Raw genomic sequence first — 26134 nt, 5'->3', positions numbered from 1 at the left:
GTACCTTGCCCGCCGGCCCGGGGCACTAACGTGCCGCGTATGACGACTGCACTGATTACAGGCGCTACGGCCGGGATCGGCGCCGCCTTCGCGCGGCGCCTGGCGGCGAACGGGCATGACGTGGTGCTGGTGGCCCGCGATGTGAAGCGGCTCCGCGAGCACGCGACCGAGCTGCACGACCGGCATGGCGTCGAGGCGGAGGTGCTGGCGGCCGACCTGTCCGAGGACGACGGGATCGCGGCCGTGGAGGCGCGGCTGTCCGACCCGAAGCAGCCGGTCGATCTGCTCGTGAACAACGCCGGGTTCGGGAACAAGGGCCGGTTCCTGGACGTGTCCATGGCCGACGAGCTGAAGATGCTGAAGGTCCACTGCGAGGCCGTGCTGCGGCTGACGTCGGCGGCCGCCGAATCGATGCGCGGACGGGGCAGGGGCGGCGTGGTGAACGTCGCGTCGGTGGCGGCCTTCGTGCCCCGGGGGACGTACGGCGCGTCGAAGTCGTGGGTCGTGCAGTTCACTCAGGGCGCGGCGCGGGACCTGTCGGGCAGCGGGGTGCGGCTGATGGCGCTCTGCCCGGGCTTCGTGCGGACGGAGTTCCACGAGCGGGCCGGGATGGGGACGGACAACATCCCCCGCTGGATGTGGCTGGACGCCGACAAGCTGGTGGAGACGGCGCTGGCGGATCTGGCGCGCGGCAGGACGCTGTCCATTCCGGACGCGCGCTACAAGGCGCTGATGGGTGTGGTGAAGCTGGCCCCTCGCGGCCTGCTCGGAGGGGTGAGCTCCAAGGCGGGGCGCAAGTACGGCCCTCGCTAGAGGGCGAGGTGGGCCGTGGTTCCGTTCCGCCAGGTCACTCGGATCGTTCGGCCCGTGACGTGGACGTCGGCCAGTGTGGCGACCGGTGCGGGGTCCGGCTCGTCGGTCAGCGAGGCGAGCGCGACGAAGAGGGCCTCGGGGCCGGTGACCGTGGCGTGCAGCACGGCGGTGCGGGAGCGGGGGTTCTGGAGGGTGGAGCCGGTGGTGAGTGCGACGGTCTCGGTGCACCGCGGGTAGCCGTGGACCGGGTGGAGTTGGGCGGTGGGCCCGCCGGGAGTGGTGGCCCAGCCGGTCTGGCGTACGGCGGTGCCCTCGGGCGCGCCGAGCACCAGGTGGGCGCGGACCTCGGCACGGCCGTGGGCGAGAGTGGCGGAGAGGACCCGCACGCCGGGGCGGGGGGTGTGGTGCGAGGCGGCCCAGCCCGGTCCGGTGCCGAGCGGCGTGGCGGGGCCGCGGGTGGTGACCGTGCCGTCGAGGACGAGGGCGAAGTGGTTGTCGGCCTGGTCACCGGGGGCGGTGGGGCCGGTGCGGGTGGAGTAGGCGAAGCGGGCGTAGCCCGGGTCGTCGTCGGGCCCGTCGTGGCCGACGTGGTTGCTGCCGTGGTTGTGGAGGCGTACGAGTCCGTCGGCGGCGGTGGACTGGATGAGCAGGCCCGGTGCGTGGAGGGGGGTGACCGCGTCGCAGGTCTCGGCGGGGAGCGGCTCCTCGGGATCGGTCCATGCCGGGTGATCGGTGGGCAGGAGGAGGCCGAGGAAGCCCTTGGACGCCCAATAGGGAGAGGCCGGGCCCGAGTAGTGCTGAACGAGCGGCGGGTACGGGCCGTGCCAGCCGGGGGTGAGCAGCCCGCGCGCGTCGGTGGCGCCCCGGTCGAGGAAGTGGCGCAGGGCGCCGGAGGCGAGGCGGCGGGTGGCGCCGGGGGTGAGCGGGGTGTGGCCGGTGAGGGCGCCGAGCCAGGGGGCGGCGGCCGCGGCGAAGCGGTAGGTGAGCGAGCGGCCGTACGGAAGCGGCGAGCCGTTGCGGTCGAAGAGGCGCACATATCCGTCGAGTTGGGCGCGCAGCCGGGGGCCGTACCGGGTGAGCAGGTCCTGGTCACCGGAGAGGTGGGCGTGCAGGACGGGGTAGAAGTGCAGGGCCCAGGCGTTGTAGTGGTCGAAGGCGCGGTTGTCGCCGTCGCTGTACCAGCCGTCGCCGAGGTACCACTCGTCGATCCGGGCGAGGGAGCGGTCGATGGTGGCGGCGGCGCGGTCGGTCTCGATGCCGGCGTCCTGGAGGAAGCCGGCGACGGTGAGGCCGAAGAGCCACCAGTTGTTGTCGACGGGTGAGGGTCCGAGGGCCGGCAGCAGCCAGTCGACGACCTGTCGGCGGGCTCGGTCGCCGAGCGTGTCCCAGAGCCAGGGTCGGGTCAGGCGAAGGGCGAGGGCGACGGACGCCGCTTCGACGACGGCCTGGCGGACATCCGCCATGAGCGGCCATGTGTCACCGGAGTCATGGGGCTCGATGGACTGGCTGCCGCGGTCCGGGTGAGTGCGCGGGCCCGCACGGGTGCCGGCACCGGATTCGGTGCCGGCGGTGAGGCCCTCGGCGTAGCGCGCGAGGTGGCCGTGCGGGTCGTCGCCCCGGGCGCCCGCGACCCGGAGCGCGGCGAGGAGGAACGTCCGGGCATAGCCTTCGAGGCCGTCGGAACGGGCCCCTGACCAGCTGGGGCGGTCGCCGGGAAGCTGGATCAGACCGTGGCGGGGCGAGGCGTACGGCCGGACGGCCAGGAGGAGTTCGTCGGCGGCGGCCTCCCAGTGGGCGCGGGTCCACCCGGTGTACGGGCTGAGGACACGGTTCTCGGGCGGCGTGGGCATGATGCTCCCCTGGAGATCGGCTCGTGGAGATCGGCTCGCTGCGTCGCCGGAATGATGGACATGGGCGTGATCGACCGTCAATGGATCAGACCGAATGATCGAAACTCCCGTCGTTCGATCACGCGTGCATTAGGGTCTGGCTACCCGGGCGACTCCTGACCCGGCCACCCCCACCGCGAGGGAGACTTCCGCCGTGCGCGCGAGTGCTGCTGAACGTCACGACCGACTGCTGACCCTGGTGCGGGAGCGCGGTTCGGCGAGGGTCTCGGAGCTGGCCGCGCTGCTCGGCGTCTCTTCGGTCACCGCCCGCCGGGACGTGGAGGCGCTGGCCGGCCAGGGTCTGCTGGACCGGGTGCACGGCCAGGTCTCCTGGCCGGCGCCGCGGCGCGAACCGGGAATTGCGCGAGCCGGCGCGGGCCTGGTCATCGGCCTGCTCGCGCCCTCGTCGACGTACTACTTCGCCGAGGTCATCCGGGGGGCGCACGAGGCGGCGGCGCGGGCCGGGGCGCGGCTTGTCCTGCGCGTATCGGACTATCGGCCCGAGGACGACCGCGCCCGGACCGAGGGGCTCCTCGCGGCGGGCGCCGAGGGCGTGCTGGTCGCCCCCGGCTGGCGGGCGCCGGAGGACCGGGCCGCGTACGGCGACTGGCTGGCCGAACTGCCCGTCCCCGCCGTGCTCGTGGAGCGGCGCGCGGCGCCCGGCTCCCCGATGGACGGCCTCGACCGGGTGTCGTCCGACCACCGGCACGGGGTGCTGCTCGCCGTACGCCATCTGGTGGGGCTCGGGCATGGATCGCCTCTGCTCGTGGCCCGTTCGGACAGTCCGACGGCGCTCGCCGTGCGGGCCGGGTACGGCGAGGCGCTGGACGCGCTCGGGCTGCGGGCGCCGGGGCCGGTGATCGATTCCATGCCGGCCGACACCCACCCGGAGAAGTTCGAGGAGGCGGTGGCGGCGATCCGGTCGGCGGTCGTCTCGGGCAGGGCGAGGGCCGCGCTCGTCCACAACGACGTGGACGCCATCCAGATGGTGCAGCGGCTCGCCGAGCTCGGCGTGCGCGTGCCGGACGATCTGGCCGTGATCGCGTACGACGACGAGGTCGCCGCCCTCGCGCCCATCCCGCTGACGGCGGTCGCCCCGCCCAAGCGCCAGGTGGGGCGCCACGCCGCGGAGTTGCTGCTGGACCGGCTCACCGGCGGCACGGACGAGGACGGGGACGCGGGCGGGGGCCAGGGCGAGGAGGCCCCCAGGCGCCATCTCACCCTGCTGCCCCGCCTGCGCGTTCGGGCCTCGTGCGGAGCGGTACGGGCCTGAGCCCGGGACGGGGCGACCTCGCTTCTGATCGATCTGACCTTTTTTCGATCAATCAATCTTTCGCTCTTGACTTCGGTCAGTACTGGTTCAAGGATCGCGGCCACAACGTCCATGCCGCCCGTCCCCAGGAGCCGTGCCGTGAGCCGCAGTTGGAGCAGAACGTCTCGTGTCATAGCCGGCACCGTTACCGCCCTCGCCGTCCTCACGGCCTGCGGCGGCAGCGGTGACGACACCTCGGCCCAAGGGTCCGACGGCAAGCCCGTGACCCTCACCTTCTGGGGCTGGGCCAAGGGCTCCAAGGATGTCGTCGACGCCTTCAACGCGTCGCACAGGAACATCCAGGTGACGTTCGAGGAGATCCCGTCCGGCAACGCCGGCGGCTACGCCAAGATCTCCAACGCCGTGAAGGCGGGCAACGCCCCCGACCTGGTCTCGATCGAGTACCCCTCGCTGCCCGAGTTCGTCAGCGCCGGCTCCCTGCAGGACATCGGCGCGCACTTCTCGCAGGACGACCGGAAGAAGCTGCTCCCGCAGGCCGTCGAACTCACCACACTGGGCGGCAAGACCTGGGCCGTCCCGTTCGACGCCGCGCCGCAGGTCTTCTACTACCGCAAGGATCTCTTCGCCAAGTACGGCGTCGCCGTGCCCACGACCTGGGACGCGTTCAAGGCCGCGGCGGAGAAGGTGAAGAAGGCCGACGCCAAGGCGCGGATCGCCACCTTCTTCCCCGACGACCCCACCACCTTCGAAGCCATGGCCTGGCAGGCGGGCGCCCAGTGGTTCAAGGCCGAGAACGAGACCTGGAAGGTCGACACCACCGACCCGGCGACCACCAAGGTGACCGCGTACTGGCAGGGCCTGCTCGACGCCGGACTGGTCCACAACAACGCCTCGTTCAGCCCGGAGTGGACCGGCTCGCTGAAGAACAGCACCACCATCGGCTACCTCGGCGCCTCCTGGGGCGCGGGCGTCCTCAAGGGCACCCTGCCCGAGCAGGGCGGCAAGTGGGCCGTCGCCCCGGTGCCGACCTGGGACGGGAAACCCGCGAGCGGAATGCTCGGCGGCTCCACCTTCGCCGTGACCAAGGGCAGCAAGAAGGCGGCCGCGGCGGTCGAGTTCGCCACCTGGATGGCGACCACGGAGGAGGGCGTCACGGCACGCATCGCCTCGGGGACCTCCAGCGCCTTCCCCGCCGCCACCGCGCTGCGCCCCGTGGCCAAGAAGTCCTTCGACGCCGGCTTCTACGGCGGTCAGGACATCTACGCGCTGTTCGAGACCGCCGGTGCCTCCATCGGGCCGAACTGGACCTGGGGCCCCGCGACCGGCACGACCAACAGCGCCATCAAGGACCGGTTCGGCAAGGTCAAGGGCGGTGGCACCACCCTCGCCGACGCCGTCAGGGCCGGGCACGACGCCACCGTGGCCGAGCTGACCAAGCGCGGTCTCAAGGTCGAGGGCTGACCTCGATGAAGGCCCGCACCCGCGCCGCCACGGTACTGCTCGCCCCCTTCTTCACCCTGTTCACCGCGGTGATGGTGGTGCCGGTCGGCTACGCGGTCTGGCTCAGCCTGTTCACCGAGAAACAGTCGGGGCTGGGCTTCGGCGGCACCGAGACCGTCTTCAGCGGCCTCGACAACTACCTGGCCGCACTGGGTGACCGGGCCTTCCTCGACGGCTTCGGTGTACTGCTCGGATACTGCCTCCTCTACATTCCCCTGCTGCTCGCCGGAGCCCTCGCGCTCGCCCTGCTGCTCGACTCGGCACTGGCCCGGGCCCGTCGCTTCTTCCAGCTCGCGCTGTTCCTGCCGCACGCCGTCCCCGGCATCATCGCCGCGCTGATCTGGGTCTACCTCTACACCCCCCAACTCAGCCCGGTCGTCGCCGTGATGGAGTCCGGTGGCGTCCGCCTCGACTTCTTCTCCCCCGGTGCCGCTCTCCCCTCCGTGGTCAACATCGCCCTGTGGGAGTGGCTGGGCTACAACGTGGTGATCTTCTACGCGGCCCTCCAGGCGATCGACCGGTCCGTCCTCGAAGCGGCCACCGTGGACGGCGCCGGAGCCTGGCGCATCGCCCTCAGTGTCAAACTCCCCCTGATCCGCGCCTCCCTGGCGATGGTCGGCCTGTTCACCGTCATCGGCTCGCTGCAGCTGTTCACCGAGCCGCTGATCCTCAACAAGGGCACGGGCTCCGCCGTCACCTCCACCTGGACCCCGAACATGTACGCCTACACCGCGGCCTTCGACCGCAACGACTACGGGCTCGCCGCCGCCGCTTCCGTACTCCTCGCACTCACCGCGGCGCTGCTCTCCTTCGCGGTCACACGCCTCACCGGACGGAAGGGGAAGCGCCCGTGACGAACCGCCGGCTCTCCAGGGCCGCCGTCAACGGAGCCCTGCTCCTCGCCGTCGTCTACATGCTCTTCCCCCTCGTATGGCTGGTCACCGCCGCCACCAAGGACGCGGGCGGTCTGCTCGCCGGGAACGCCTTCTCCTTCGAGGGCTTCGACTTCGGCGGCAATCTCACCCGCCTGGCCGACTACGGCGACGGCGTCTACGTCCGCTGGTATCTCAACAGCCTGCTGTACGCGGGCGGCGGGGCCGTCGTCTGCTCGCTGATCAGCGTCGCCGCCGGCTACGCCTTCGACAAGTACGACTTCCCGGGCAAGGAGAAGCTGTTCGGCGTGGTCCTGCTGGGCGTGCTCGTCCCGACCACCGCCCTCGCCCTTCCCATGTATCTGCTCGCCAGCGAGACCGGGATCGTCAACACGTACTGGGCCGTGCTCATCCCGGTCCTGGTGAACCCCTTCGGCGTCTATCTCGCCCGGGTCTTCAGCGCGGGCTACATCCCCGACGAGGCCCTGGAAGCCGCGCGTATCGACGGGGCGGGCGAGCTGCGCATCTTCTGGTCGATCGGGCTGCCCATGGTCATGCCGGGTTTCGTGACCGTCTTCCTCTTCCAGTTCACCGCGATCTGGAACAATTTCTTCCTCCCCCTGGTGATGCTGTCGGACCAGAACCTCTTCCCGCTGAGCCTCGGCCTCTACGCGTGGAACAGCAACGCCCACGCCGAGCCGGACTTCTACCCCCTCGTCGTCACCGGCTCGCTGCTCGCCATCGTCCCCCTCGTCGTCGCCTTCGTCTCGCTCCAGCGCCACTGGAAGGCCGGTCTGACCGCCGGCAGCGTCAAGTGACGAGCACACCAGGCCAAGTGAGGAGCTTCAGTTCCACCATGCACCACGCCACTGACAACCGGCCCGCGCTGCTGCTGGCGATGGCACCGGACATCGCGCAGCGCCTGCTCACCGACGCCCACCGCACCCGCCTCGCGACTCTGACCCGCACCGACCCGCACCTGGTCGCCCACGATCTCGCCGACCCCTCCCCGGCCGTGGCCCGGGCGCTCGAACGGGCGGAGGTCCTCCTCACCTGCTGGGGCGCCACTCCGCTGACGCCCGGGATCCTCGACCGCGCGCCGCGCCTGCGGGCCGTCGTCCACGCCGCCGGGTCGGTCAAGCACCACATCACCGACGCCTGCTGGGAGCGCGGCATCGCGGTCACCTCGGCCGCCGGGGCGAACGCCCTCCCCGTCGCGGAGTACACGCTCGCGACCATCCTGCTCGCGGGCAAGCGGGTCCAGCGGGCAGCGCACCTCTACGGGGAACTGCGCGCCGCCCACGACTGGCGCCGGGAACTCGACGGTGCCGGGAATTACCGCCGTACGGTCGGGATCGTCGGTGCCTCGCGCATCGGGCGCCGGGTCATCGAGCTGCTGCGCCCCTTCGACCTGCGGGTCCTGCTCCACGATCCGTTCGTCACCGCCTCCGAGGCGGCCGCGGTCGGTGTGGAGCTCGCCTCCCTGGACACCCTCTGCGCGCAGAGCGCGATCGTGTCCGTCCACGCCCCGCAGCTCCCGGCGACGTACCGGATGATCGGCCCGCGCCAGCTGGGCCTGATGCGCGACGGGGCCACGCTCATCAACACCTCGCGCGGCTCGCTGATCGACGAGCCCGCCCTGCTGCCGCATCTGGTCTCGGGCCGTCTCCACGCGGTCCTCGACGTCACCGACCCGGAGCTGCCGCCCCCGGACTCCCCCCTCTACACACTGCCGAACGTCCTGCTCACCCCGCACATCGCCGGGTCCCTGGGCAATGAACTGCACCGGATGGCCGACCATGCGCTGGACGAGCTGGAGCGCTTCGCGCGCGGGGAGCCCTTCGCGGACCCGGTGCTCCCGGGGGCACTGAACCGAACGGCCTGATAACGCCCCACTGTCTAAAATGGGGCTTGTCCGACCCAGTCGGGAGGCACCATGACATTCGTACAGATCATCGACTGCAAGACCGAGCGGTTCGACGACATGAACCGGCTCCTGGACAAGTGGATCGAGCAGACCCAGGGCAAGCGGACCGCCACCCACAACGTCCTCGGCAAGGACCGCTCCGACGGCTCCCACCTCGTGGAGATCGTCGAATTCCCGTCCTACGAAGTGGCGATGAAGAACTCGAAGCTTCCCGAGACCGACCGGATCTTCCAGGAGATGGTCGCGTTGTGTGACGGGATGCCGACGTTCATGGACCTGGACGTGGTCCGCGACGAACAGCTCTTCAAGACGACGTCCCGCCGGTTCTTCGAGCTGCTCGCGATGAGGGGCGAGCTGCCCCCGCTCGACGAGGTGCTCGCGGAGAACTACCACGATCACGATCCCGGCAACGATCCGGACGCCATCGGCATGGACGCGTTCCGGCGCGGCGCCGAGGAGTGGCGCGGCGGCTTCGACTTCGTCTTCGACATCGAGGACCAGATGGCCGAGGGTGACCGGGTGTGCACGCGCATGACCTGGAAGGGCACCCACAAGGGCGAATTCATGGGGATCGCCCCCACCGGCAAGAACGTCTCCATGACCGGCACGGTCGTCCACCGCTTCCGTGAGGACGGCAAGATCGAGGAGGGCTGGTGGCAGTACGACCGGCTCGGCCTGATGGGCCAGCTCGACGTACTGGAAATGTGACGCAGCCGGAAGGAACGCGACACAACCGCACAAGGCAAGCAGAAGACCCCCGTCCCACCGCTGAGCCGCAGGGGAACGGGGGCCTTCCGTAGGGCCCGGGGCCTTTACAGGACCGGGTCCTACAGGACCTGAAAGGTCTTAGTGGGAGTGACCGTGGCCGTGGCCGTGGCCCGCCTCCGCCGGCTCCTCTTCCTTCTTCTCGACGACCAGGGTCTCGGTCGTGAGCAGCAGGGAGGCGATCGACGCGGCGTTCTCCAGGGCGGAGCGCGTGACCTTGACCGGGTCGATGACGCCGGCCTTCACCAGGTCGCCGTACTCGCCGGTCGCGGCGTTGAAGCCCTGGCCCTTGTCGAGCTCCGCCACCTTCGCGGTGATGACGTAGCCCTCGAGGCCGGCGTTCTCGGCGATCCAGCGCAGCGGCTCGACGGCGGCGCGGCGGACGACCGCGACACCGGTGGCCTCGTCGCCGGTCTTGCCGAGGTTGTCCTCGAGGATCTTGACGGCGTGCACCAGAGCGGAGCCACCACCGGAGACGATGCCCTCCTCGACCGCGGCGCGGGTCGCGGAGATGGCGTCCTCCAGACGGTGCTTCTTCTCCTTCAGCTCCACCTCGGTGGCGGCGCCGACCTTGATCACGCACACGCCGCCGGCCAGCTTCGCGAGGCGCTCCTGGAGCTTCTCGCGGTCCCAGTCGGAGTCCGTGGACTCGATCTCGGCCTTGATCTGGTTGACGCGGCCCACGACGTCCTCGTGGTTGCCACCGCCGTCGACGATGACGGTGTCGTCCTTGGAGACGGTCACGCGGCGGGCGGTGCCCAGCACCTCCAGACCGGCCTGGTCGAGCTTGAGGCCGACCTCCTCGGCGATGACGGTCGCGCCGGTGAGCGCGGCGATGTCGCCGAGCATCGCCTTGCGGCGGTCACCGAAGCCGGGGGCCTTCACGGCGACGGCATTGAAGGTGCCACGGATCTTGTTGACGACCAGGGTCGACAGGGCCTCGCCCTCGACGTCCTCGGCGATGATCAGCAGCGGCTTGCTGGCGCCGGCCTGGATGACCTTCTCGAGCAGCGGGAGCAGGTCCTGGATCGAGGAGATCTTGCCCTGGTGGATCAGGATGTACGGGTCGTCGAGGACGGCCTCCATACGCTCCTGGTCGGTCACCATGTACGGCGACAGGTAGCCCTTGTCGAAGGCCATGCCCTCGGTGAAGTCGAGCTCCAGGCCGAAGGCGTTGGACTCCTCGACGGTGATGACACCGTCCTTGCCGACCTTGTCCATCGCCTCGGCGATGAGCTGGCCGACCTGCTGGTCCTGCGCGGAGAGCGCGGCCACGGCGGCGATGTCGGACTTGTCGTCGATCGGGCGGGCGGTCGCGAGGAGCTCCTCGGACACGGCCTTCACCGCGGCGTCGATGCCCTTCTTCAGGGCGGCCGGGGAAGCGCCCGCGGCGACGTTGCGCAGGCCCTCGCGGACCAGCGCCTGGGCCAGCACGGTGGCGGTGGTGGTGCCGTCACCCGCGATGTCGTTGGTCTTGGTCGCCACCTCCTTCACCAGCTGGGCACCGAGGTTCTCGAACGGGTCGTCGAGCTCGACCTCACGGGCGATCGTGACACCGTCGTTGGTGATGGTGGGGGCACCGAACTTCTTGTCGATGACGACGTTGCGGCCCTTGGGGCCGATCGTCACCTTGACCGTGTCGGCAAGCTTGTTGACGCCGCGCTCAAGGGCGCGACGGGCGTCCTCGTCGAACTTCAGGATCTTCGCCATGGAGCGATTCAGCCCTCTCGGAATTCGTTTTAACGAACTGCGCCCCTGGACGCCCGGGTGTGGGGGTCAGGGGCGCAGCTCAAAGCATCTGCTTCGGGTGAATTACTTCTCGATGATCGCGAGCACGTCGCGAGCCGAGAGGACGAGGTACTCCTCGCCGTTGTACTTCACCTCGGTGCCGCCGTACTTGCTGTACAGCACGATGTCGCCGGTCTGAACGTCGAGCGGCAGGCGCTCGCCGTTCTCGAAGCGGCCCGGGCCCACGGCCAGGACGACGCCCTCCTGGGGCTTCTCCTTGGCGGTGTCCGGGATGACCAGGCCAGAGGCGGTGGTCTGCTCGGCGTCGAGCGGCTGGACCACAATGCGGTCCTCGAGCGGCTTGATGGCAACCTTGGAGCTGGTGGTCGTCACGATCCGACCTCCCCCTTCGGAGATCTCACGGGGTTAACTGTCTGAGGTGGCGACCAGGTGGATCCGTCGTCGCGGGTGCCGGACCTGCCCGTCGCTGTGTTGGCACTCTCCAGTGGGGAGTGCCAGTGCCGAGACTATGACCGGGATTAGCACTCGGTCAAGCGGAGTGCCAATTCAGCGACGGCGCGGCGTTTTTCGCACCCGGTCCGTCAGGGCTCCGGACGCGCCACCGCGGGACGTGTGCCGCGGACCCACCTCCTGCGCGGCCTTCCTGCCCAGCCGCCCGATCGGGTCCACCGCGGGCGCGCACCCGGCGCAGGCGAGGAGGACACCGACCGCCAGGAATCCCGCCAGCAGCCGGTGCGTACGCGTCACGGCCGGGCCCCCCACCCGGTCATACGTAGTCCTCCAGCTTCGCCACCGCGTAGCCCTTGTCCGTGATCGTCTTCATCACCTGGCGGATCATGTCCGGCATGGTGCCCTTCCAGTCCGCGCGGCCCCTGAAATGTGTGAGCACGATGTCGCCGGGGTGCAGGTCGCGGTCCCACTCGCGCCACTCCATCCGGTCCGGGAACGCCTCGGCCGCCCACAGCGGCACGGCCTTGACCCCGCAGGACTTGGCGGCACGCAGGGTGTCCTCGTTGTAGTTGCCGTACGGGGGCCGGAAGAGCGGCGGGCGCTTGCCGTACCGCTTCTCGATCTTCTCCTGCTGGCCGCAGATCTCCCGCTCCTGCTGTTCGTAGCTGAGCCCGGGCATGTAGCGGTGGTTCAGGGTGTGGTTGTGCAGCGCCACCCCCCGGTCCTGCATCTTCTGGAAGTAGCCGTAGTCGTCCTTCACCAGGTAGTCGGTGAGGAAGGCGCTGTACGGGATGTTCAGCTCGGTCATCATCCGCAGCAGCTCGGGATCCTTCTCCGCGCCGTCGTCGATGGTCAGGAAGACGACCCGGTCCTTGGTCGGCACGGTGGTGAAGACGGGCGGCAGGTCCTCGCCGTCGGTCTCGAAGCCCTTGCGGGTGGTGATCTCCGGCTTGACGGCGGGCGGCGGCGGCGCGGCGAGCGGGACCTTGGCCAGGCCCCACTTCTTCGCGGCGAGGGCGCGGGCCGCCCGGGCTCGCCGGGTTCTCTCGACATAGGCGGCCAGCGCCCCCGCCGCGCCGGGCGCCTGCCGCGGCTGGCCGGCTGCCGGCTTGGCCGAGGGTTCCTGACCGGCCGCCGCCCGGGGCGCCCGCTCCCCCTCCGGCGGCTCCGCGGCGCACCCGGAACCGAGGGCGGCGGCCAGCACGACCGCCCCGACGACCGCCGGCCGGAAGCATCGCAACATCCCGATATAGTGCTTTTGTCTTACTAGCTGCATGGCGCCGCATCCTGTCAGCGCGAACGCCCCGCGCCGCGCCGACACCGCCGCCGGACACGCACCGTCCCCCGCCTGGCCCACAATGGGACGGGTGACCGATCTTGTTCCCTTCTCCGCGCTCCTCGGCCCCGAGGGTCAGGCCCTGCTCGCCGCCCTGCGGGACTACGACCCGGCCCAGGAGCTGGCGATCGCCTCCCGGCTGCGCCGCGAGCACCCGGCCGGACTGGTGTCGGCCGCGCTGTCCCAGGCGAGGCTGCGGCAGCGGGCGGCGGCGAAGTTCGGCGCCGAGGACGCGTACCGCATGTACTTCACTCCGAACGGGGTCGAGCAGTCGACACGCGCCTCCGTCGCCGCCTACCGGGCCCGCCGCTTCCGGGACATCGGCCCCGCCTCGATCACCGATCTGTGCTGCGGCATCGGCGGTGACGTACTCGCCCTCGCCCGTGCGGGGTTCGTGGTCGAGGCGGTCGACATCGACCCGCTGGCCTGCGAGGTGGCCCGCGCCAACATCGAGGCGCTGCTCGGCGACGCGCCGGTCACGGTCGTGACGGGGGACGTGACCGAGGCCGAGTCGGCCGGCGAGGCCCTCTTCATCGATCCGGCGCGCCGGGGCGGCCGGGGCCGCATCTTCGACCCTGAGGCGTACTCGCCCCCGCTGTCCTGGGCGATCGGGGCGGTCCGTGCGCGGGGAACCGGCGCGATCAAGATCGCCCCCGGCATCCCCCACGAGCTGGTCCCCGACGACTTCGAGGCCGAGTGGATCTCCGACGGCGGCGACGTCAAGGAAGCGGTGCTCTGGCACCACGCCCCGGGCGCGCACGCGAGCCCCGTCGTCCCCGGTGGCCGCCGCGCCACGCTCCTCCCCTCCGGCGCCTCCCTCACCGGCCGCGGCCTGCCGAACCCGCCGGTCCGCACGGTCGGCCGCTACCTCTACGAGCCCGACGGCGCCGTCATCCGGGCACATCTGGTCGCCGAAGTGGCCGAAGACCTCGACGGCGGACTGATCGACGAGACGATCGCGTACATCACGGCGGACGAACTGCGCCCCACGCCGTACGCCACCGCCTACGAGATCACCGACGAGCTCCCCTTCAACCTCAAGAAGCTGAAGGCCCTGCTGAAGGACCGCGAGGTCGGCACGCTGACGGTGAAGAAGCGCGGCTCGGCGATCGAGCCCGAGGAGCTGCGCCGCAAGCTGAAGCCCAAGGGCCCGAACTCCGCGACGGTTTTCCTCACCCGCGTCGCGGGCGCGCCCTCCATGCTGATCGGCGGGCCGGCGTAACGATGGCCCTGCACCCCGAGGGGATACTCACCAGCGGCCCGCTCGCGCTCCTCGCCGGGCTCGCCGCCGCCGGGCCCGACCCGCTGGAGTGGGAGGTGCTGCGCCTCAAGCGGGTGACCCGCACCGAGCACTGGGACGCGCCCTGGCGGCGGACACCGCAGCCGCTCGCCTCCCAGCTCGACTACCTCGCGGTCACCTTCACCGACGCCTTCTTCGTGACCTGCCCGGTGGAGACCCGGCGCTCGTGGACCGCCGCCGCGGGCACCGGGAGTGTTCCCGCGTTCATGACGGACCTGGCCATGCTGCTGCGGATGGCCGACCGTCAGGGGGAGCCGGGGTACGACGAGGTGCCGCTGGCGCCCTGGGAGGCGCGGGCACGTTTTCCCTTGCTGTTCGGCATGGACACCTGGGCCTACGACGAGGAGTTCGCCTCCTTCGAGGAGAGCCTGCGCAGTTTCATCGCCAATGAACACCCGTACTGCTACGAGGAATTGACGCCGCGCCTGGCTCAGGCCCTGGAGGCGCGGGCGCTGTGCGCGCGTTCGGAGGCGTTCGCCGCGTCGCTGCGGGCGTACGCGCCGGAGGCGACCGCGCAGTCCCTGGACACCCTCGCCCGCGTCACCTTCGCGCACATGGAGGAGCACCATGGCTGACCAGCCCCTCGCCGTTCTCAAGGACGACGCGTTCCCCGAGCTGTTCGGACCCGCCACCGAGGTGGCGCTCAGCGCCGACGGCCGGTGGATCGCCGCCACCTCGGTGACCAGCGCCTCCAGCACACTGGCTGTCTACCGCGCCGCCGACCTGAGCTGTGCGCACCTGCTGGCGTTCACCATGGAGGCCGCGTCGATCGCGTTCCACCCCGTCCTCCCGCTCCTCGCCATCGGCTGCGACAACGGCGACGAGTACGACCGCAACGGCAGCCTCACCCTCTTCGAACCCGACACCGGACACCGCGTCGACTTCCCCGATCCGCGCTGCGGGATCGACCCCGTCCGCTGGCTCGACGGGCGCACGCTCGAGATGGACCTGTTCTCCTACAGCTCCGGCGACGCCCATGGCGGGGATCCACTGAACGCGCGCTGCCGGATCGAGCGGGAGGAGTGGCTCGGCCTCACCCCCGAAGCCGTCGACCTGGCGGCGCTGCCCCGGCGGCCGTACGACCCGTGGACGGAGAGCCGGGAGCCCTCGCCCGGACCTTCCCTGCGGACGCTCGCCGCCGCGGCGGGACGGTCCTGGGACGGCCGGGGCCGCGTCCTGGACGTGGCCGCGCTGTCCGACGGCCGGGTGCTCGCGGTCAGGACCGGCACGGCACTGGAGTGCTGGGCGCCGGACGCCTCGCTGCTGTGGTCGGTCCCCGCGCCCGGCCACCTCGGTGGAGTACGCATCGCGCTCTCCCCCGGCGAGAGGACCGCGCGGGTCGCCGTACCCGGCGAGGACCGCCAGGCGCGGACAGACTTCCTCCTGATCGACACCGCCGACGGAACCGTCGTCGACCGGCGCTCGGTGGACTTCTCGGCCTCGATGTCCGCCCGTACGGACGGCATGTGGTCCGTACGGGACACCTACAACCGGTGCTTCGGCTCCGAGGACCCCGCCCCGCCCAACACCCGGGTGTACGCGGCCGACGGGACGCCCGCCGGCTCCTTCCACGCGCCCGACCGGTACGACATGACGCCGCTCGACGTCCGCCGCTGCCCCGAGCTGCTCCACGGACGACGCGACACTGTGGTCGCCCTCGCCCCCGACGGCACCCCGGCCCCGCTGTTCACCGCGGACCGGGACTTCGGCCCTGCGGTGTACGTCCACGACAGCGCCGGACCCGCCCTGCTGCACGGGCACAAGGAGCTCGTACGCCGGGCCTTCCCCTCCGGCGCGCCGGGCTGGACCCGTCCGGTGGACTCCCCCGTCACCGCGCTCGACACGCACGCGGGCGTCCTCCACGCCGTCTGCCAGGACGGCACACTGCTCGCCGTGGACGCCCTGGACGGGACCGTCCACGGCCGGCGCCGGCTGCCTCCCTACGGCCCGCTGTCGCTCTGCGCGGCCCCCGACGGCACGGTCCTGATCGGCACGGCCGCCGGGCAGATCCTGCGTTACTGACCGGCCGGGGAGCGATCAGACGTAGTCCTCCAGGCGGGCCACCGTGAAGCCCTGCTCCTGTATGTGCCGGAGCATGTTGGCCGTCATCTCGGTCATCGTCGTGCCCTTGAGCTCCGAGGGGCCGCGGAAGTGGGCCAGGATGATGTCGCCGGGGTGCAGCTTCTTGTCGGCCCGCTGGAACTGCATGTTCGTGATCTGCATCGACTCGCGCCACAGCACGATCGCGTCGAGCCCGCACTGCCCGGCCGCGGCCCGCGTGGACTCGTTCCAGTTGCCGTACGGCGGGCGCATCAGGCGGGGTGTGGTCCCGTACTCCTTGGCGAGTCTGGTCTGCTGTCCGCAGATCTCGCGCTTCTGGGCCCCGGCGCCGAGTGTGCGCAGGTTGGGGTGGGTCAGCGTGTGGTTCGCGACGCCGGTTCCCAGCTGCCGCAGGGGTGTGAAGTAGCCGTAGTCGCCGCGGATCGCCGCGTCGGTGAGGAACATCGTGACCGGGATCTTCAGGTCCCGCATCATCTCGACGAACTTGGGGTCCTTCTCGGCACCGTCGTCGAAGGTGACGAAGACGATCTTCTCCTTCGTCGGTATGTCACTGATCACCGGCACCGTGCCGCCGCCGGTCCTGACCGGCTTGGTCCTGGGGGGCGCGGGGGGCGCGGCGAAGGGCTTCAGACCCCACTTGCGGTAGGCGGCGGCGGTCGCGGCGGCCTCACCGCCGCCCTCCGTCGCGGACGGCGCCGGGGCGGACGGCGCCGGGGACGCGGCCTTCGGATCGTCCGCGCGCCGCGCCTGGTCCGCGGACGCCGGGATCCCCACCGAACAGCCCGACAGCAGCAGGGCGGCGGCCAGCGCCGCGCCCGCGATCCTCTTCCCCACCCGAAACCCCACGTCCGAACGCCTGCACCATTCCTGCCTACTGCTTGATGGCGGAATGAGGCGTTCGGTTCCCCAGGGGGCTCAGAAGGCTCAGGTGCCGTGCGACTCGAAGCGCCAGCGGTGCACCGGACGGGTGATCAGATCATCCGTCGGCTCGGGCAGTTCGGGCAGGTCGGCGTCGTACGCGGCGTCCCACCAGGTCATCACGAGCACCCTGTCCTGGGGCGCCGAGAAGAGCTCACGGCGCAGCGGCTCGGCCGCCAGCTCCTGCGCCCGGGCCCATTCGAGGAGTTCGGCGCCCCTGCCGTGCACGGCCCGCGCCTCCCACATCAGGGTCACCGTCGTCACGAGTACAGGTTCTCCTTGCTCACCTCGTGCACATGGTCGTGGTCGTGCGCGTGACCGGGCACGTGCGGGTCGGTCACCGGCAGGGAGGAGTCCGCGGACAGCTCCAGGTCCGAGGCCGGCCGGTTGCGCGCCACCATCTCCGCGCCGAGCGCCGCGACCATCGCGCCGTTGTCCGTGCACAGTCCCGGGCGGGGCACGCGCAGCCGGATGCCGGCCCGCTCGCACCGCTCCTGAGCCAGCGCGCGCAGCCGGGAGTTGGCCGCGACGCCACCGCCGATCATCAGATGGTCGACGCCCTCGTCCTTGCAGGCCCGGACGGCCTTGCGGGTGAGGACGTCCACGACGGCTTCCTGGAAGGACGCCGCCACGTCGCGTACGGGCACCTCCTCGCCCGCCGCCCGCTTGGCCTCGATCCAGCGGGCCACCGCGGTCTTCAGACCGGAGAAGGAGAAGTCGTACGCGGGGTCGCGGGAGCCGCTCAGCCCGCGCGGGAAGGCGATCGCGGCCGGGTCGCCCTCCTTGGCGAGCCGGTCGATCACCGGACCGCCGGGGAAGCCCAGGTTCAGCACCCGTGCGATCTTGTCGAAGGCCTCACCGGCCGCGTCGTCGATCGTCGCGCCCATCGGGCGGACGTCGGCGGTGATGTCGGGGGCGAGCAGCAGCGAGGAGTGGCCGCCGCTGACCAGCAGGGCCATCGTCGGCTCGGGCAGCGGCCCGTGCTCCAGCTGGTCGACGCAGATGTGCGAGGCCAGGTGGTTCACCCCGTACAGCGGCTTGTTCAGGGCGTACGCGTACGCCTTCGCCGCCGAGACACCCACCAGCAGCGCGCCCGCGAGCCCGGGGCCCGCCGTGACCGCGATGCCGTCGAGGTCCCGCGCGGAGATCCCGGCGTCCTTCAGCGCCCGCTCGATGGTCGGCACCATCGCCTCCAGGTGGGCACGCGAAGCGATCTCCGGCACCACACCGCCGAAGCGGGCGTGGGTGTCCACGCTGGACGCGATGGCGTCCGCGAGCAGGGTCGTACCCCGGACGATGCCGACGCCGGTCTCGTCGCAGGAGGTCTCGATACCGAGTACGAGCGGTTCGTCAGCCATAGTCACGTCTCTGTTCCTTGAACGGTCAGTCGCATCACGAGCGCGTCCACATTGCCCGGCTGGTAGTAGCCGCGCCGGAAGCCGATGGGCTCGAAGCCGAAGCGCTCGTACAGCTTCTGCGCCCGGGTGTTGTCCACGCGCACTTCGAGGAGCACTTCGTCGCACTCGAAGGCCGTGGCGTACTGCAGCAGATCGGCGAGGAGCCGGGCGCCGAGACCCGTCCCCCACTGGTCACGGGCGGAGGCGATGGTCTGGACGTCACCGAGCCCGCCGACGGCCGCCAGACCCGCGTAGCCGACGAGCCGGCCCTCCGCGTCCTGTGCGACCACATAGCGCCGGGAGGCCCCCGGACCGCGCGCATGGGCCAGCTCCGACCAGAACATCCCCGCCGACCAGGCGTCCTCGGGGAAGAGGTCGTGCTCCAGCTCCAGCACCGGCCCGATGTCCCACCAGCGCATTTCGCGCAGTGCAGCGGTGGTGCTCACCGGGGAGTGACCACCTTGTAGTTCTTCGGCACCTGAGCGTCCGGCCGCCGCAGATACAGCGGGGTCGGGGGCAGGAAGTCCGCACCCGCCGCGAGGCGTTCCGCGGCCAGCGCGGCGAGCGCGGCCGCGGACTGGTGCTCGGGGCCGCGGGCGTCCGGGAACACCTCGGGGTACAGGGCCGCGCCCGCGCCGACCGCCGGCAGCCCGGCGACCCGCTCGGCGATGTCGGCGGGCCGGTCGACGGCCGGCTCGCTCGCGCGCGTACGGAATCCGTCGTACCGCGCCCAGTAGACCTCCTTGCGGCGAGCGTCCGTCGCCACCACGAAGGGCTCCTCGAGTCCCGAGGCGTACGCGAGGCCGTCGAGCGTGCACAGGCCGTGCACGGGGACCCCGAGCACGGAGGCGAAGGTGGAGGCCGTCACCAGGCCGACGCGCAGTCCGGTGTACGGACCGGGGCCGACGCCGACGACGACACCCGTCACCGCGTCCAGGGCGAGACCGGCCTTCGTGAGGACACGGTCGACGGCGGGCAGCAGCAGTTCCCCGTGCCGTCGGGCGTCGACCTGACTGGACTCGGCGACGACGGACTCCCCGTCGTGCAGGGCGACGGTGACGGCGGGCGTGGCGGTATCAACGGCGAGCAAGAGCACGCGAACAGCCTACGGCTCCGGCGCCCGAGGCACGGCGCCCCGCCCCTCTCCCGATCGGCTGCTACCGTCACCTCCGACAGGGCATGGGGGTACCTCCCGGGCGGAAAGCTCAGGGAGAGAGAGGTGGGCACCGTGGCGAGGAGCAGCTCGGGATTCGTGGCCGGGCTCACGGCGGCGGCGCTCGCCGCAGTCGGCTTCCTCGCCTACCAGGCGTCGGCCTCCCTCCCCGCCGACCTGGCGGCCAAGCCCGAGGCCCCCAGCGTCAGCCCCACCCTCCCCACCGCCGGCGCCCCGCCGCGGAAGGTCAAGGACCCCCTCGCGGTTCCGGCGAACTCGGGCACCGGTATGCGCGTCGTGTACGGACTCGGCGACCGGCGCGTATGGCTGGTGGAGAAGAACGGCAAGCCGTCGCGCGCCTTCAGCGTCAAGCCCAGCACCGTCAGCCCGCGACCCGGTACGTACACGGTGACGTCCCGCTCCTCCTCCGTGCGCGGCACCGACGGTGTGCGCGTGGAGCACGTCGTGCGGTTCACGGTCGCGCAGGACGTGCCGATCGGATTCAGCGCGGCGATGGACGGCACGCTCCCGAGCCCGGACCCCACCCGCAAGACGGGCGGAATCCGGATGAAGCGGGCGGACGGCGACGCGCTGTGGACGTTCGCGACGATCGGCTCGAAGGTCGTCGTCGTCCCCTGACGACTTTCCCCCGTACGGACTACGCGGCGTCCCGCCCGGTAGCCCGCTCGACGTGATTCCCCTCGACCACCCGGACCTGGTCGGCCCCTCGACCGGACCCGCCCTCCGCCTCTCTGGGCGGGGTGGACACGGCCGTGGCCGCCTCGCACGACGCCAGCAGCTCGCGCATCGACAACGCGGTGGGCCGCGGCTGCGCGGCGGGCTTCTCGGGCGCCGGCATGGTGCCTCCTGGGGCTCCGGGGGCAGCCTGGTTAGGTAGACCTAACCAGTTCGTGGTCCCATGTCACCACGCGTCGTAGGACCGGCGCAACATCTTGCCGACGTCTTGTCGGAACACACAGGTCCGATCGCGCCGAACTAGCCCAGCGCCAGATCCGCCTCGGACCAGCGGGCGCCCAGGCCCCTCAGCGTCACCTGGCGGCGGTCGTCGTCCGTGTCGCCCACCACCCGGTGGATCAGCACGTGCAGCCGGTCCTCGGAGAGGTCCTCGACCTTTCCGTCGCCCCACTCCACGACGACGACCGACTCGGGCAGCGAGACGTCGAGGTCGAGGTCCTCCATCTCGTCCAGCCCGCCACCCAGCCGGTAGGCGTCGACATGGACGAGGGCGGGGCCGCCGGTGAGCGACGGGTGGACACGGGCGATGACGAACGTCGGCGAGGTGACCGCCCCGCGCACGCCGAGGCCTTCGCCGAGGCCCCGGGTCAAGGTGGTCTTCCCCGCGCCCAGTTCGCCGGTGAGCATCACCAGGTCGCCGGGGCGCAGCAGGGCGGCGAGCCGCCGGCCCAGCTCCTGCATCTGTCCGGGCGAGTCGACGGAGAGGAGAGCGGTGGTCTCGGTGGCCCCGGTGGTCGGGGACGTCTCGACGGTGTCGGTGGTCCGGGGCGCCCCGGTGGTTGCGGCGGGCTCAGCGCCGGGGATGTGCGGTGCTTCCATACGGGCCAACGTTAGCCGCTTCCGGCACCGCGCCGACCCTCGCCAGCAGGTCCGCCAGCCGGTCGGTGACCGCTTCCGGATGCTCCAGCATCACCAGGTGCCCGGCGTCGGGCACGATGACCAGTTCCGCGTCCGGCAGCAGATCGGCGATGGCCTCGGTGTGCGAGCTGGGGGTGACCAGATCGCGGTCCCCGGCCAGGGCGAGGACGGGCACCTCCCGGAAGATGTCGAGCGCCTCCGCCTTGTCGTGCTCGGTGAACGCCGGGTAGAACTCGGCGACCACGTCGATCGGCGTGCTCTCGATCATCCGCTCGGCGAACCGGGCCACGGCCGGGTCGACGTCGCGGGACGAGAAGGAGTACCGCTTGATCAGCCCGGCGAACAGGTCCGCGGTGGCCCGCCGGCCGCGCTCCACCAGCTCCGCCTGGGAGCCGAGCGCCCGCAGCACACCGGGGAGCACCCGGCGTACGGCGTTGACCCCGGCGACCGGCAGGCCGTAGTTGACCTCGCCGAGCTGCCCGCAGGACGTCCCGACGAAGGCGACACCGACGACCCGTTCCCGGATCAGCTCCGGGTACTGCTGGGCCAGGGCCATCACCGTCATGCCGCCCATCGAGTGGCCGACCAGGACGAGCGGGCCCTCGGGCGCGGCCGCGTCGAGAACGGCCTTGAGGTCGCGGCCGAGCTGGTCGATGGTGACGGCCACCCCCTCGGGTCCGGCCTGGGCGATGCCCCGGGCCGAGCGGCCGTGGCTGCGCTGGTCCCAGTGGACGGTGCGGACGATTCCGCGCAGGGCTGCCCGCTGGAAGTGCCACGAGTCCTGGTTGAGGCAGTAGCCGTGACTGAAGACGACGGTGACGGGCGCGGGCGCCTTGCGGCCGAAGAGTCTGCGGCGACGGGGGGACGGCGCGTCCGACTCGACCTCGTCGACCTCGTAGTACAGCTCGGTCCCGTCGTCGGCGACCGCCTTGGCGGGGGTACCGCGCAGCGCGCCGTAGGGCCCGGCGGCGTCGAGGGCGAGGCGGGCCTTGCGGCGCATGCCGCGTCCCACCGTGAGCCGCTCGACGGCCACACCGGCCGCCGCTCCGGCCGCGATCACACCTATCGCGGCGCCGGCGAATCCGGCGCGCCGCCAGCTGCCGGTGGCAGCGGCGGCGAGTGTCTCGGCGCTGGTCTCGCTCACAACCGCTCCCTAGTGGTCGGGACTCTCATGGAGGTAGACGCGCGGGACGCGCGAACCGATGCGCGTGACGATCTCGTACGCGATGGTGTCCGCCGCGCGCGCCCAGTCCTCGGCGGTCGGCTCGCCCCGGTCGCCGGGCCCGAACAGCACGGCTTCGGCGCCCGGTTCCACCACGTCGCCACCGAGGTCGACGACGAACTGGTCCATGGCGACCCGGCCGGCGACCGTACGGACCTTGCCCCCGACGAGGACCGGTCCGCGCCCGGAGGCGTGCCTCGGGACACCGTCCGCGTAGCCGATGGGGATCAGCCCGAGGGTGGTCTCCCGGTCGGTGACGTAGTGATGGCCGTAACTGACGCCGTGTCCCGCGGGGACCTGCTTGACCAGGGCGACACCGGCGGCGAGCGTCATGACCGGCCGCAGGCCGAAGTCGGCCGGCGTGCCGAGCTCGGGGCTCGGCGAGACGCCGTACGTCGCGATGCCGGGGCGGACGAGGTCGAAGTGGGTCTCCGGGAGCGTCAGGGTGGCCGGGGAGTTGGCGATGTGCCGCACCTCGGGCTCCACGCCGGCCTTCTCCGCGTACGCCAGCATGGTGTGGAAGACATCCAGCTGGGCCGCGATGGACGGGTGGCCCGGTTCGTCTGCGCAGGCGAAGTGCGACCAGAGGCCGGTGACCCGGACGAGCCCGTCGCGCTCCGCCTTCAGCGCCTCGCCGACCAGCTCGGGCCAGTCGGCGGGCTGGCAGCCGTTGCGGCCGAGGCCCGTGTCGCCCTTGAGCTGGACACTTGCGGTCCTGCCGGTGCGGCGGGCGGCCTCGGTGACCTCCGCCAGCGCCCACATGCCGCTGACCGACATGTCGATACCGGCCTCGATCGCCCGGTCCCAGGGGTCGCCCGGGGTCCACAGCCAGCACAGGATCCGGGCGCCGTCGATACCGGCGGCCCGCAGGGCGAGCGCCTCGTGCGGGGTGGCGGTGCCGAGCCAGGTCGCGCCGGCTTGCAGCGCCGCCCGGGCGCAGGGCACGGCGCCGTGGCCGTACGCGTCCGCCTTGACCACGGCCATCACCTGGGCGTGGGGCGCGACACGGGCGCGCAGCGCGCGGACATTGGCGCGCAGCGCGCCGAGGTCGATCTCGGCGCGTGCTCGAAGAGGCGGAGGTGTCTCAGTCATCGCGCCCAGTCTCTCAGGTGTCAGCTCCCCGGCCGCTTACCCCAGATGTAGACCCTGTCACCCTTGCGCAGCACATCCCACAGCCGCTGGGCGTCGCGGTGGCCGAGATTGACGCAGCCGCGGCTGCCGGTGGCGCTGTAGAGGCTGCCGGAGGAGGCGTGGAAGGCCTGGCCACCGCTGAAGAACTGGCTGTACGGCATCGGAACGTTGTAGATCGTCGAGTAGTGGTTCTTGTGCTTCCAGTAGATGCTGTGCCAGCCGTTGCGCGTGCGGTATCCGGCGCGGCCGCTGCGGATCGGGACAGGACCGTAGACGACCTTTTTGCTCTTCTGCACCCACATGAGCTGCCGGGCCTGGTCGACGCAGGCGACCCGGTACGCGCGGACGGGGCACTTGCCGGCGGCGTTCGGGTTGGGGCGGGCGGAGAGCAGCCGCATCCGGCCCCAGGTGACGGGCCCGGCGAAGCCGTTGGCCGGCTTGATCTTCTGCTTGATCTGGAACGCCCGGATGGCCTTGCAGTCGGCCGCGGACTGCTTGCCGTCCACCCGGCGCTTCAGCCAGCGCTCGACGGCCCGCTGGTGCGGGCCGGCCTTCTTGGTGCATGTGGCGGCCGCGGCGGCGTTCCGATCGACGACCTCGCCGGGCGGCACGAACTCGACGAGCTCGTCACCCCCGGCGGGCGGAGAGGGCTCGACCGAGTCCTCCCCGGCGCTCGGCCGGTACACGAACGGCGGCAGCACCTGGTCGATCGTGTCCTCCCGCCCGGAAGGCGCGACGGGCACGAGCCCCGGCACCAGCCCGGCCCCGGGCGGCGCGGGCGGATCCGACTGCGCGAAAGCGGCGGGCCCGGCCCCCAGGACGGCGCCGAGCACCAGGAGGAGAGCGAGGCCATGGTGTCTTGTCCAAGTGATCACCCCCTCAGGAGACCCCCCACGCCACCTCCGACACGTCCGCCGCGCGGCGAGAAGGGGTGGGGTTCCCCCGTTTCGAGGGGGTGGGAGCGGGTGGGCGGGGGCCTGATGGCGCGGGCCCGGGGGCCGGGGCCGGGCCGAGGCGCGGCGCAGCCGCCGCGTCCGGGCCGGGCCGGGGCCGGGCGACGGCCGCCGGTGGCCCACGTGTGGCGGCGGAAAGCAGCCGCCGGACGGCGGGGGTTCCCCGCCTCTCGCGGTCGGCGAGCCGACAACCCCACGCCCCCGAGGCGCGGCGCAGCCGCCGCGTCCGGCGGCGGAAAGCAGGCGCCGGACGGCGGGGGTTCCCCGCCCCTCGCGGTCGGCGAGCCGACAACCCCACGCCCCCGAGGCGCGGCGCAGCCGCCGCGTCCGGGCCCCGGGTTCGAGGAGAGCCGGGGGTGGGGGGAGAAGCGGCCGTGCGGCCGCCTACGCCCCGCTCACGTCTCCCCACGCCCCCCTGATCCCCTCCGCCACGTCCTGCGCCGTCACCGGGCCGCCGTTCGACACGCGGCGGGCCGAGAGACCGTGGAGGTAGGCCGCCGTCGACGCCGCGTCGTGCGGGAGCAGGCCGGCCGCCAGGAGGGAGCCCGCCAAGCCGGAGAGGACGTCGCCGCTGCCGGCCGTGGCCAGCCAGGACGTGCCCGTCGGGTTCGCGCGGACCGGGCCGGAGGCCGAGGCGACCAGGGTCGTCGAGCCCTTGAGCAGGACCGTCGCCCCGTACCGCCCGGCGAGCTCCCGTACCGCGTCCAGCCGCGCCCCCTCGACCTGCTCCCGAGCCACGCCGAGCAGCGCCGCCGCCTCCCCGGCGTGCGGGGTGAGCAGCGTCGGAGCCGTACGGCCCCGCACGGCGTCCGGTGAGAGGTCCCGCAGGCCGTCCGCGTCCACGAGGACCGGGACGTCGGAGGCGAGGACCTCCGCGACCCCGGGACCGTCGCCGAGGCCCGGCCCGACGACCCATGCCTGCACCCGTCCCGCCTTCGCCGGTGGCCCGGCGTGCACCAGGGTCTCCGGGTGGCGCGCGATCACCGCGTCCCCGGCCGGACCGACGTACCGCACCGCCCCGGCGCCGCCCCGCAGCGCGCCCGCCACCGCCAGGACCGCCGCGCCCGGATAGCGCGCCGATCCGGCGACGATCCCCACCACGCCCCGCCGGTACTTGTCGCTCTCCGCCGCCGGGACCGGCAACATCCGTGCCACGTCGGCGTGTTGAAGCGCCTCCACCTCCGGAACCGACGGCAGATGGTCGTCGAGTCCGATGTCCACCAGCCGCAGCGCCCCCGCGTACTCCCGCGCCGGGTCGATCAGCAGCCCCGGCTTGTACGTGCCGAAGGTGACCGTCGCGTCCGCGCGCAGCGCCTCCCCCACCACCACCCCGGTGTCCGCGTCGACGCCGCTCGGCAGGTCCACGGCGACCACGACCGCGTTCGAGCCGCGGGCCGCCCTCGCCACCGGTACCACGTCCGGGCGCAGTCCCCCGCGCCCGCCGATGCCGGTGATCCCGTCCAGTACGAGATCGGCCGCGGCGAGCGCCTCGAAGGGATCGTCGACGACCCGCCCGCCGGACCGGCGCAACGCGTCGAGGCCGCCCTCGTGGGCGCGCGAGCCGAGCAGGACGGCCGAGACGCCGGCCCCCCGCCGGGCCAGCCGCGCCCCGGCGAAGAGCGCGTCGCCGCCGTTGTCCCCGCTGCCGACCAGGAGGACGACCCGAGCCCCGTACACCCTCCCGAGCAGCGAGCAGCACGCGGCCGCGAGCCCGGCGGCGGCCCGTTGCATCAGCGCGCCCTCGGGCAGACGTGCCATCAGTTCGGCCTCTGCGGCCCGGACGTTGTCGACGCGGTGAGCGGTACGCATAC

Annotated in this window: 27 protein-coding genes; 11 read left to right on the top strand and 16 right to left on the bottom strand. The window is 72.1% G+C overall.

Going from position 1 to position 26134, the window contains the following annotated elements:
* Positions 1-39 precede the first annotated feature (39 nt).
* Complete coding sequence (locus ACZ5VC_RS25435; RefSeq protein WP_469122312.1) at positions 40-813, top strand: SDR family NAD(P)-dependent oxidoreductase; 774 nt, start codon at positions 40-42, stop codon at positions 811-813.
* Here the strand turns inward: ACZ5VC_RS25435 and ACZ5VC_RS25430 are convergent.
* Positions 810-2663, bottom strand: coding sequence for a DUF2264 domain-containing protein (locus ACZ5VC_RS25430; protein WP_469122311.1), 1854 nt, complete (start codon positions 2661-2663; stop codon positions 810-812). The two genes, ACZ5VC_RS25435 and ACZ5VC_RS25430, sit on opposite strands and share 4 nt — an antisense overlap.
* A 193-nt stretch (positions 2664-2856) precedes the next feature.
* On the opposite strand from ACZ5VC_RS25430, the gene ACZ5VC_RS25425 reads away from it, so the two are divergent.
* The 6 genes from ACZ5VC_RS25425 (at position 2857) to ACZ5VC_RS25400 (ending at position 8982) form a co-directional block, all read left to right on the top strand.
* Entirely contained in the window at positions 2857-3975 is a 1119-nt protein-coding gene (locus tag ACZ5VC_RS25425; protein WP_469122310.1) for a LacI family DNA-binding transcriptional regulator, read from the top strand.
* 138 nt (positions 3976-4113) lie between these two features.
* A complete protein-coding gene (locus tag ACZ5VC_RS25420; protein ID WP_469122309.1) occupies positions 4114-5436 on the top strand; it encodes an ABC transporter substrate-binding protein in 1323 nt (440 codons plus the stop codon).
* A gap of 5 nt (positions 5437-5441) precedes the next feature.
* Positions 5442-6329, top strand: coding sequence for a carbohydrate ABC transporter permease (locus ACZ5VC_RS25415; RefSeq protein WP_469122308.1), 888 nt, complete (start codon positions 5442-5444; stop codon positions 6327-6329).
* On the top strand, positions 6326-7165 hold the full coding sequence (locus ACZ5VC_RS25410; protein ID WP_469122307.1) for a carbohydrate ABC transporter permease: 840 nt from the start codon (positions 6326-6328) through the stop codon (positions 7163-7165). The genes ACZ5VC_RS25415 and ACZ5VC_RS25410 overlap by 4 nt, the downstream gene beginning before the upstream one ends.
* A gap of 38 nt (positions 7166-7203) precedes the next feature.
* A complete protein-coding gene (locus ACZ5VC_RS25405; protein ID WP_469122306.1) occupies positions 7204-8232 on the top strand; it encodes a hydroxyacid dehydrogenase in 1029 nt (342 codons plus the stop codon).
* 51 nt (positions 8233-8283) lie between these two features.
* Positions 8284-8982, top strand: a complete 699-nt coding sequence (locus ACZ5VC_RS25400) for an ester cyclase (RefSeq protein ID WP_469122305.1) — start codon at positions 8284-8286, stop codon at positions 8980-8982.
* 138 nt (positions 8983-9120) lie between these two features.
* Here ACZ5VC_RS25400 and groL read toward each other — a convergent pair whose 3' ends face one another.
* The 4 genes from groL to ACZ5VC_RS25380 all read right to left on the bottom strand — a co-directional run bounded on the left by groL (position 9121) and on the right by ACZ5VC_RS25380 (position 12481).
* On the bottom strand, positions 9121-10749 hold the full coding sequence (gene groL / locus ACZ5VC_RS25395; RefSeq protein WP_469122304.1) for a chaperonin GroEL: 1629 nt from the start codon (positions 10747-10749) through the stop codon (positions 9121-9123).
* 102 nt (positions 10750-10851) lie between these two features.
* Positions 10852-11160: a co-chaperone GroES gene (gene groES / locus ACZ5VC_RS25390; RefSeq protein ID WP_028807844.1), complete on the bottom strand. Its 309-nt coding sequence runs from the start codon at positions 11158-11160 to the stop codon at positions 10852-10854.
* A gap of 174 nt (positions 11161-11334) precedes the next feature.
* Positions 11335-11535 carry a hypothetical protein gene (locus ACZ5VC_RS25385; protein WP_469122303.1) on the bottom strand — a complete coding sequence of 67 codons (201 nt, stop codon included), beginning with the start codon at positions 11533-11535 and terminating at the stop codon, positions 11335-11337.
* A gap of 19 nt (positions 11536-11554) precedes the next feature.
* On the bottom strand, positions 11555-12481 hold the full coding sequence (locus ACZ5VC_RS25380) for a polysaccharide deacetylase family protein (RefSeq protein WP_469122302.1): 927 nt from the start codon (positions 12479-12481) through the stop codon (positions 11555-11557).
* A 115-nt stretch (positions 12482-12596) separates the two neighbouring features.
* Between ACZ5VC_RS25380 and ACZ5VC_RS25375 the strand changes: the two genes are divergently transcribed.
* From ACZ5VC_RS25375 to ACZ5VC_RS25365, 3 genes are read left to right on the top strand one after another with little or no spacing between them, the layout of a single operon-like run.
* Positions 12597-13796 carry a class I SAM-dependent methyltransferase gene (locus tag ACZ5VC_RS25375; RefSeq protein ID WP_469122440.1) on the top strand — a complete coding sequence of 400 codons (1200 nt, stop codon included), beginning with the start codon at positions 12597-12599 and terminating at the stop codon, positions 13794-13796.
* 2 nt (positions 13797-13798) lie between these two features.
* On the top strand, positions 13799-14449 hold the full coding sequence (locus ACZ5VC_RS25370; RefSeq protein WP_469122301.1) for a hypothetical protein: 651 nt from the start codon (positions 13799-13801) through the stop codon (positions 14447-14449).
* Positions 14442-15896, top strand: a complete 1455-nt coding sequence (locus ACZ5VC_RS25365) for a hypothetical protein (RefSeq protein WP_469122300.1) — start codon at positions 14442-14444, stop codon at positions 15894-15896. The genes ACZ5VC_RS25370 and ACZ5VC_RS25365 overlap by 8 nt, the downstream gene beginning before the upstream one ends.
* A 15-nt stretch (positions 15897-15911) precedes the next feature.
* On the opposite strand, the gene ACZ5VC_RS25360 is transcribed toward ACZ5VC_RS25365, so the two are convergent.
* The 5 genes from ACZ5VC_RS25360 to tsaB form a co-directional block, all read right to left on the bottom strand.
* Positions 15912-16769, bottom strand: a complete 858-nt coding sequence (locus ACZ5VC_RS25360; RefSeq protein WP_469122299.1) for a polysaccharide deacetylase family protein — start codon at positions 16767-16769, stop codon at positions 15912-15914.
* Positions 16770-16859: 90 nt separating this feature from the next.
* On the bottom strand, positions 16860-17099 hold the full coding sequence (locus ACZ5VC_RS25355) for a hypothetical protein (protein WP_469122439.1): 240 nt from the start codon (positions 17097-17099) through the stop codon (positions 16860-16862).
* 14 nt (positions 17100-17113) lie between these two features.
* On the bottom strand, positions 17114-18211 hold the full coding sequence (gene tsaD / locus ACZ5VC_RS25350) for a tRNA (adenosine(37)-N6)-threonylcarbamoyltransferase complex transferase subunit TsaD (protein ID WP_469122298.1): 1098 nt from the start codon (positions 18209-18211) through the stop codon (positions 17114-17116).
* Positions 18212-18213: 2 nt separating this feature from the next.
* Positions 18214-18669 carry a ribosomal protein S18-alanine N-acetyltransferase gene (gene rimI / locus ACZ5VC_RS25345; protein ID WP_469122438.1) on the bottom strand — a complete coding sequence of 152 codons (456 nt, stop codon included), beginning with the start codon at positions 18667-18669 and terminating at the stop codon, positions 18214-18216.
* Positions 18670-18692: 23 nt separating this feature from the next.
* Positions 18693-19346 (bottom strand): tRNA (adenosine(37)-N6)-threonylcarbamoyltransferase complex dimerization subunit type 1 TsaB, encoded by a 654-nt coding sequence (gene tsaB / locus ACZ5VC_RS25340; protein ID WP_469122297.1) that lies wholly within the window; start codon positions 19344-19346, stop codon positions 18693-18695.
* A gap of 132 nt (positions 19347-19478) precedes the next feature.
* On the opposite strand from tsaB, the gene ACZ5VC_RS25335 reads away from it, so the two are divergent.
* On the top strand, positions 19479-20042 hold the full coding sequence (locus tag ACZ5VC_RS25335; RefSeq protein WP_469122296.1) for a L,D-transpeptidase: 564 nt from the start codon (positions 19479-19481) through the stop codon (positions 20040-20042).
* A gap of 19 nt (positions 20043-20061) precedes the next feature.
* Here ACZ5VC_RS25335 and ACZ5VC_RS25330 read toward each other — a convergent pair whose 3' ends face one another.
* From ACZ5VC_RS25330 to ACZ5VC_RS25305, 6 genes are all read right to left on the bottom strand, one after another.
* Positions 20062-20262 carry a hypothetical protein gene (locus tag ACZ5VC_RS25330; RefSeq protein ID WP_469122295.1) on the bottom strand — a complete coding sequence of 67 codons (201 nt, stop codon included), beginning with the start codon at positions 20260-20262 and terminating at the stop codon, positions 20062-20064.
* A 137-nt stretch (positions 20263-20399) separates the two neighbouring features.
* Positions 20400-20978 (bottom strand): tRNA (adenosine(37)-N6)-threonylcarbamoyltransferase complex ATPase subunit type 1 TsaE, encoded by a 579-nt coding sequence (gene tsaE, locus ACZ5VC_RS25325; protein WP_469122294.1) that lies wholly within the window; start codon positions 20976-20978, stop codon positions 20400-20402.
* Positions 20950-22161, bottom strand: coding sequence for an alpha/beta fold hydrolase (locus tag ACZ5VC_RS25320; RefSeq protein ID WP_469122293.1), 1212 nt, complete (start codon positions 22159-22161; stop codon positions 20950-20952). The genes tsaE and ACZ5VC_RS25320 overlap by 29 nt, the downstream gene beginning before the upstream one ends.
* Before the next feature lie 9 nt (positions 22162-22170).
* Positions 22171-23331 carry an alanine racemase gene (alr, locus tag ACZ5VC_RS25315; RefSeq protein WP_469122292.1) on the bottom strand — a complete coding sequence of 387 codons (1161 nt, stop codon included), beginning with the start codon at positions 23329-23331 and terminating at the stop codon, positions 22171-22173.
* 20 nt (positions 23332-23351) lie between these two features.
* A complete protein-coding gene (locus ACZ5VC_RS25310) occupies positions 23352-24245 on the bottom strand; it encodes a L,D-transpeptidase family protein (RefSeq protein WP_469122291.1) in 894 nt (297 codons plus the stop codon).
* Between the two features lie 462 nt (positions 24246-24707).
* The gene (locus ACZ5VC_RS25305) at positions 24708-26132 is read right to left on the bottom strand and encodes an NAD(P)H-hydrate dehydratase (protein WP_469122290.1); all 1425 of its coding nucleotides are present in this window, start codon (positions 26130-26132) and stop codon (positions 24708-24710) included.
* Positions 26133-26134 lie beyond the last annotated feature (2 nt).

Source organism: Streptomyces sp. NPDC033174 (assembly GCF_055577795.1).
This window is presented reverse-complemented; position numbering and strand designations above follow the sequence as displayed.

Coding starts and splice junctions, on each gene's coding strand:
- ACZ5VC_RS25435 (WP_469122312.1), top strand. CDS start 40: ATGACGACTGCACTGATTACAGGCGCTACGGCCGGGATCGGCGCCGCC.
- ACZ5VC_RS25430 (WP_469122311.1), bottom strand. CDS start 2,663: ATGCCCACGCCGCCCGAGAACCGTGTCCTCAGCCCGTACACCGGGTGG.
- ACZ5VC_RS25415 (WP_469122308.1), top strand. CDS start 5,442: ATGAAGGCCCGCACCCGCGCCGCCACGGTACTGCTCGCCCCCTTCTTC.
- ACZ5VC_RS25405 (WP_469122306.1), top strand. CDS start 7,204: ATGCACCACGCCACTGACAACCGGCCCGCGCTGCTGCTGGCGATGGCA.
- ACZ5VC_RS25400 (WP_469122305.1), top strand. CDS start 8,284: ATGACATTCGTACAGATCATCGACTGCAAGACCGAGCGGTTCGACGAC.
- groL (WP_469122304.1), bottom strand. CDS start 10,749: ATGGCGAAGATCCTGAAGTTCGACGAGGACGCCCGTCGCGCCCTTGAG.
- ACZ5VC_RS25380 (WP_469122302.1), bottom strand. CDS start 12,481: ATGTTGCGATGCTTCCGGCCGGCGGTCGTCGGGGCGGTCGTGCTGGCC.
- ACZ5VC_RS25375 (WP_469122440.1), top strand. CDS start 12,597: ATGGGACGGGTGACCGATCTTGTTCCCTTCTCCGCGCTCCTCGGCCCC.
- ACZ5VC_RS25370 (WP_469122301.1), top strand. CDS start 13,799: ATGGCCCTGCACCCCGAGGGGATACTCACCAGCGGCCCGCTCGCGCTC.
- ACZ5VC_RS25365 (WP_469122300.1), top strand. CDS start 14,442: ATGGCTGACCAGCCCCTCGCCGTTCTCAAGGACGACGCGTTCCCCGAG.
- ACZ5VC_RS25355 (WP_469122439.1), bottom strand. CDS start 17,099: ATGTGGGAGGCGCGGGCCGTGCACGGCAGGGGCGCCGAACTCCTCGAA.
- tsaD (WP_469122298.1), bottom strand. CDS start 18,211: ATGGCTGACGAACCGCTCGTACTCGGTATCGAGACCTCCTGCGACGAG.
- rimI (WP_469122438.1), bottom strand. CDS start 18,669: ATGCGCTGGTGGGACATCGGGCCGGTGCTGGAGCTGGAGCACGACCTC.
- ACZ5VC_RS25330 (WP_469122295.1), bottom strand. CDS start 20,262: ATGCCGGCGCCCGAGAAGCCCGCCGCGCAGCCGCGGCCCACCGCGTTG.
- tsaE (WP_469122294.1), bottom strand. CDS start 20,978: ATGGAAGCACCGCACATCCCCGGCGCTGAGCCCGCCGCAACCACCGGG.
- alr (WP_469122292.1), bottom strand. CDS start 23,331: ATGACTGAGACACCTCCGCCTCTTCGAGCACGCGCCGAGATCGACCTC.
- ACZ5VC_RS25305 (WP_469122290.1), bottom strand. CDS start 26,132: ATGCGTACCGCTCACCGCGTCGACAACGTCCGGGCCGCAGAGGCCGAA.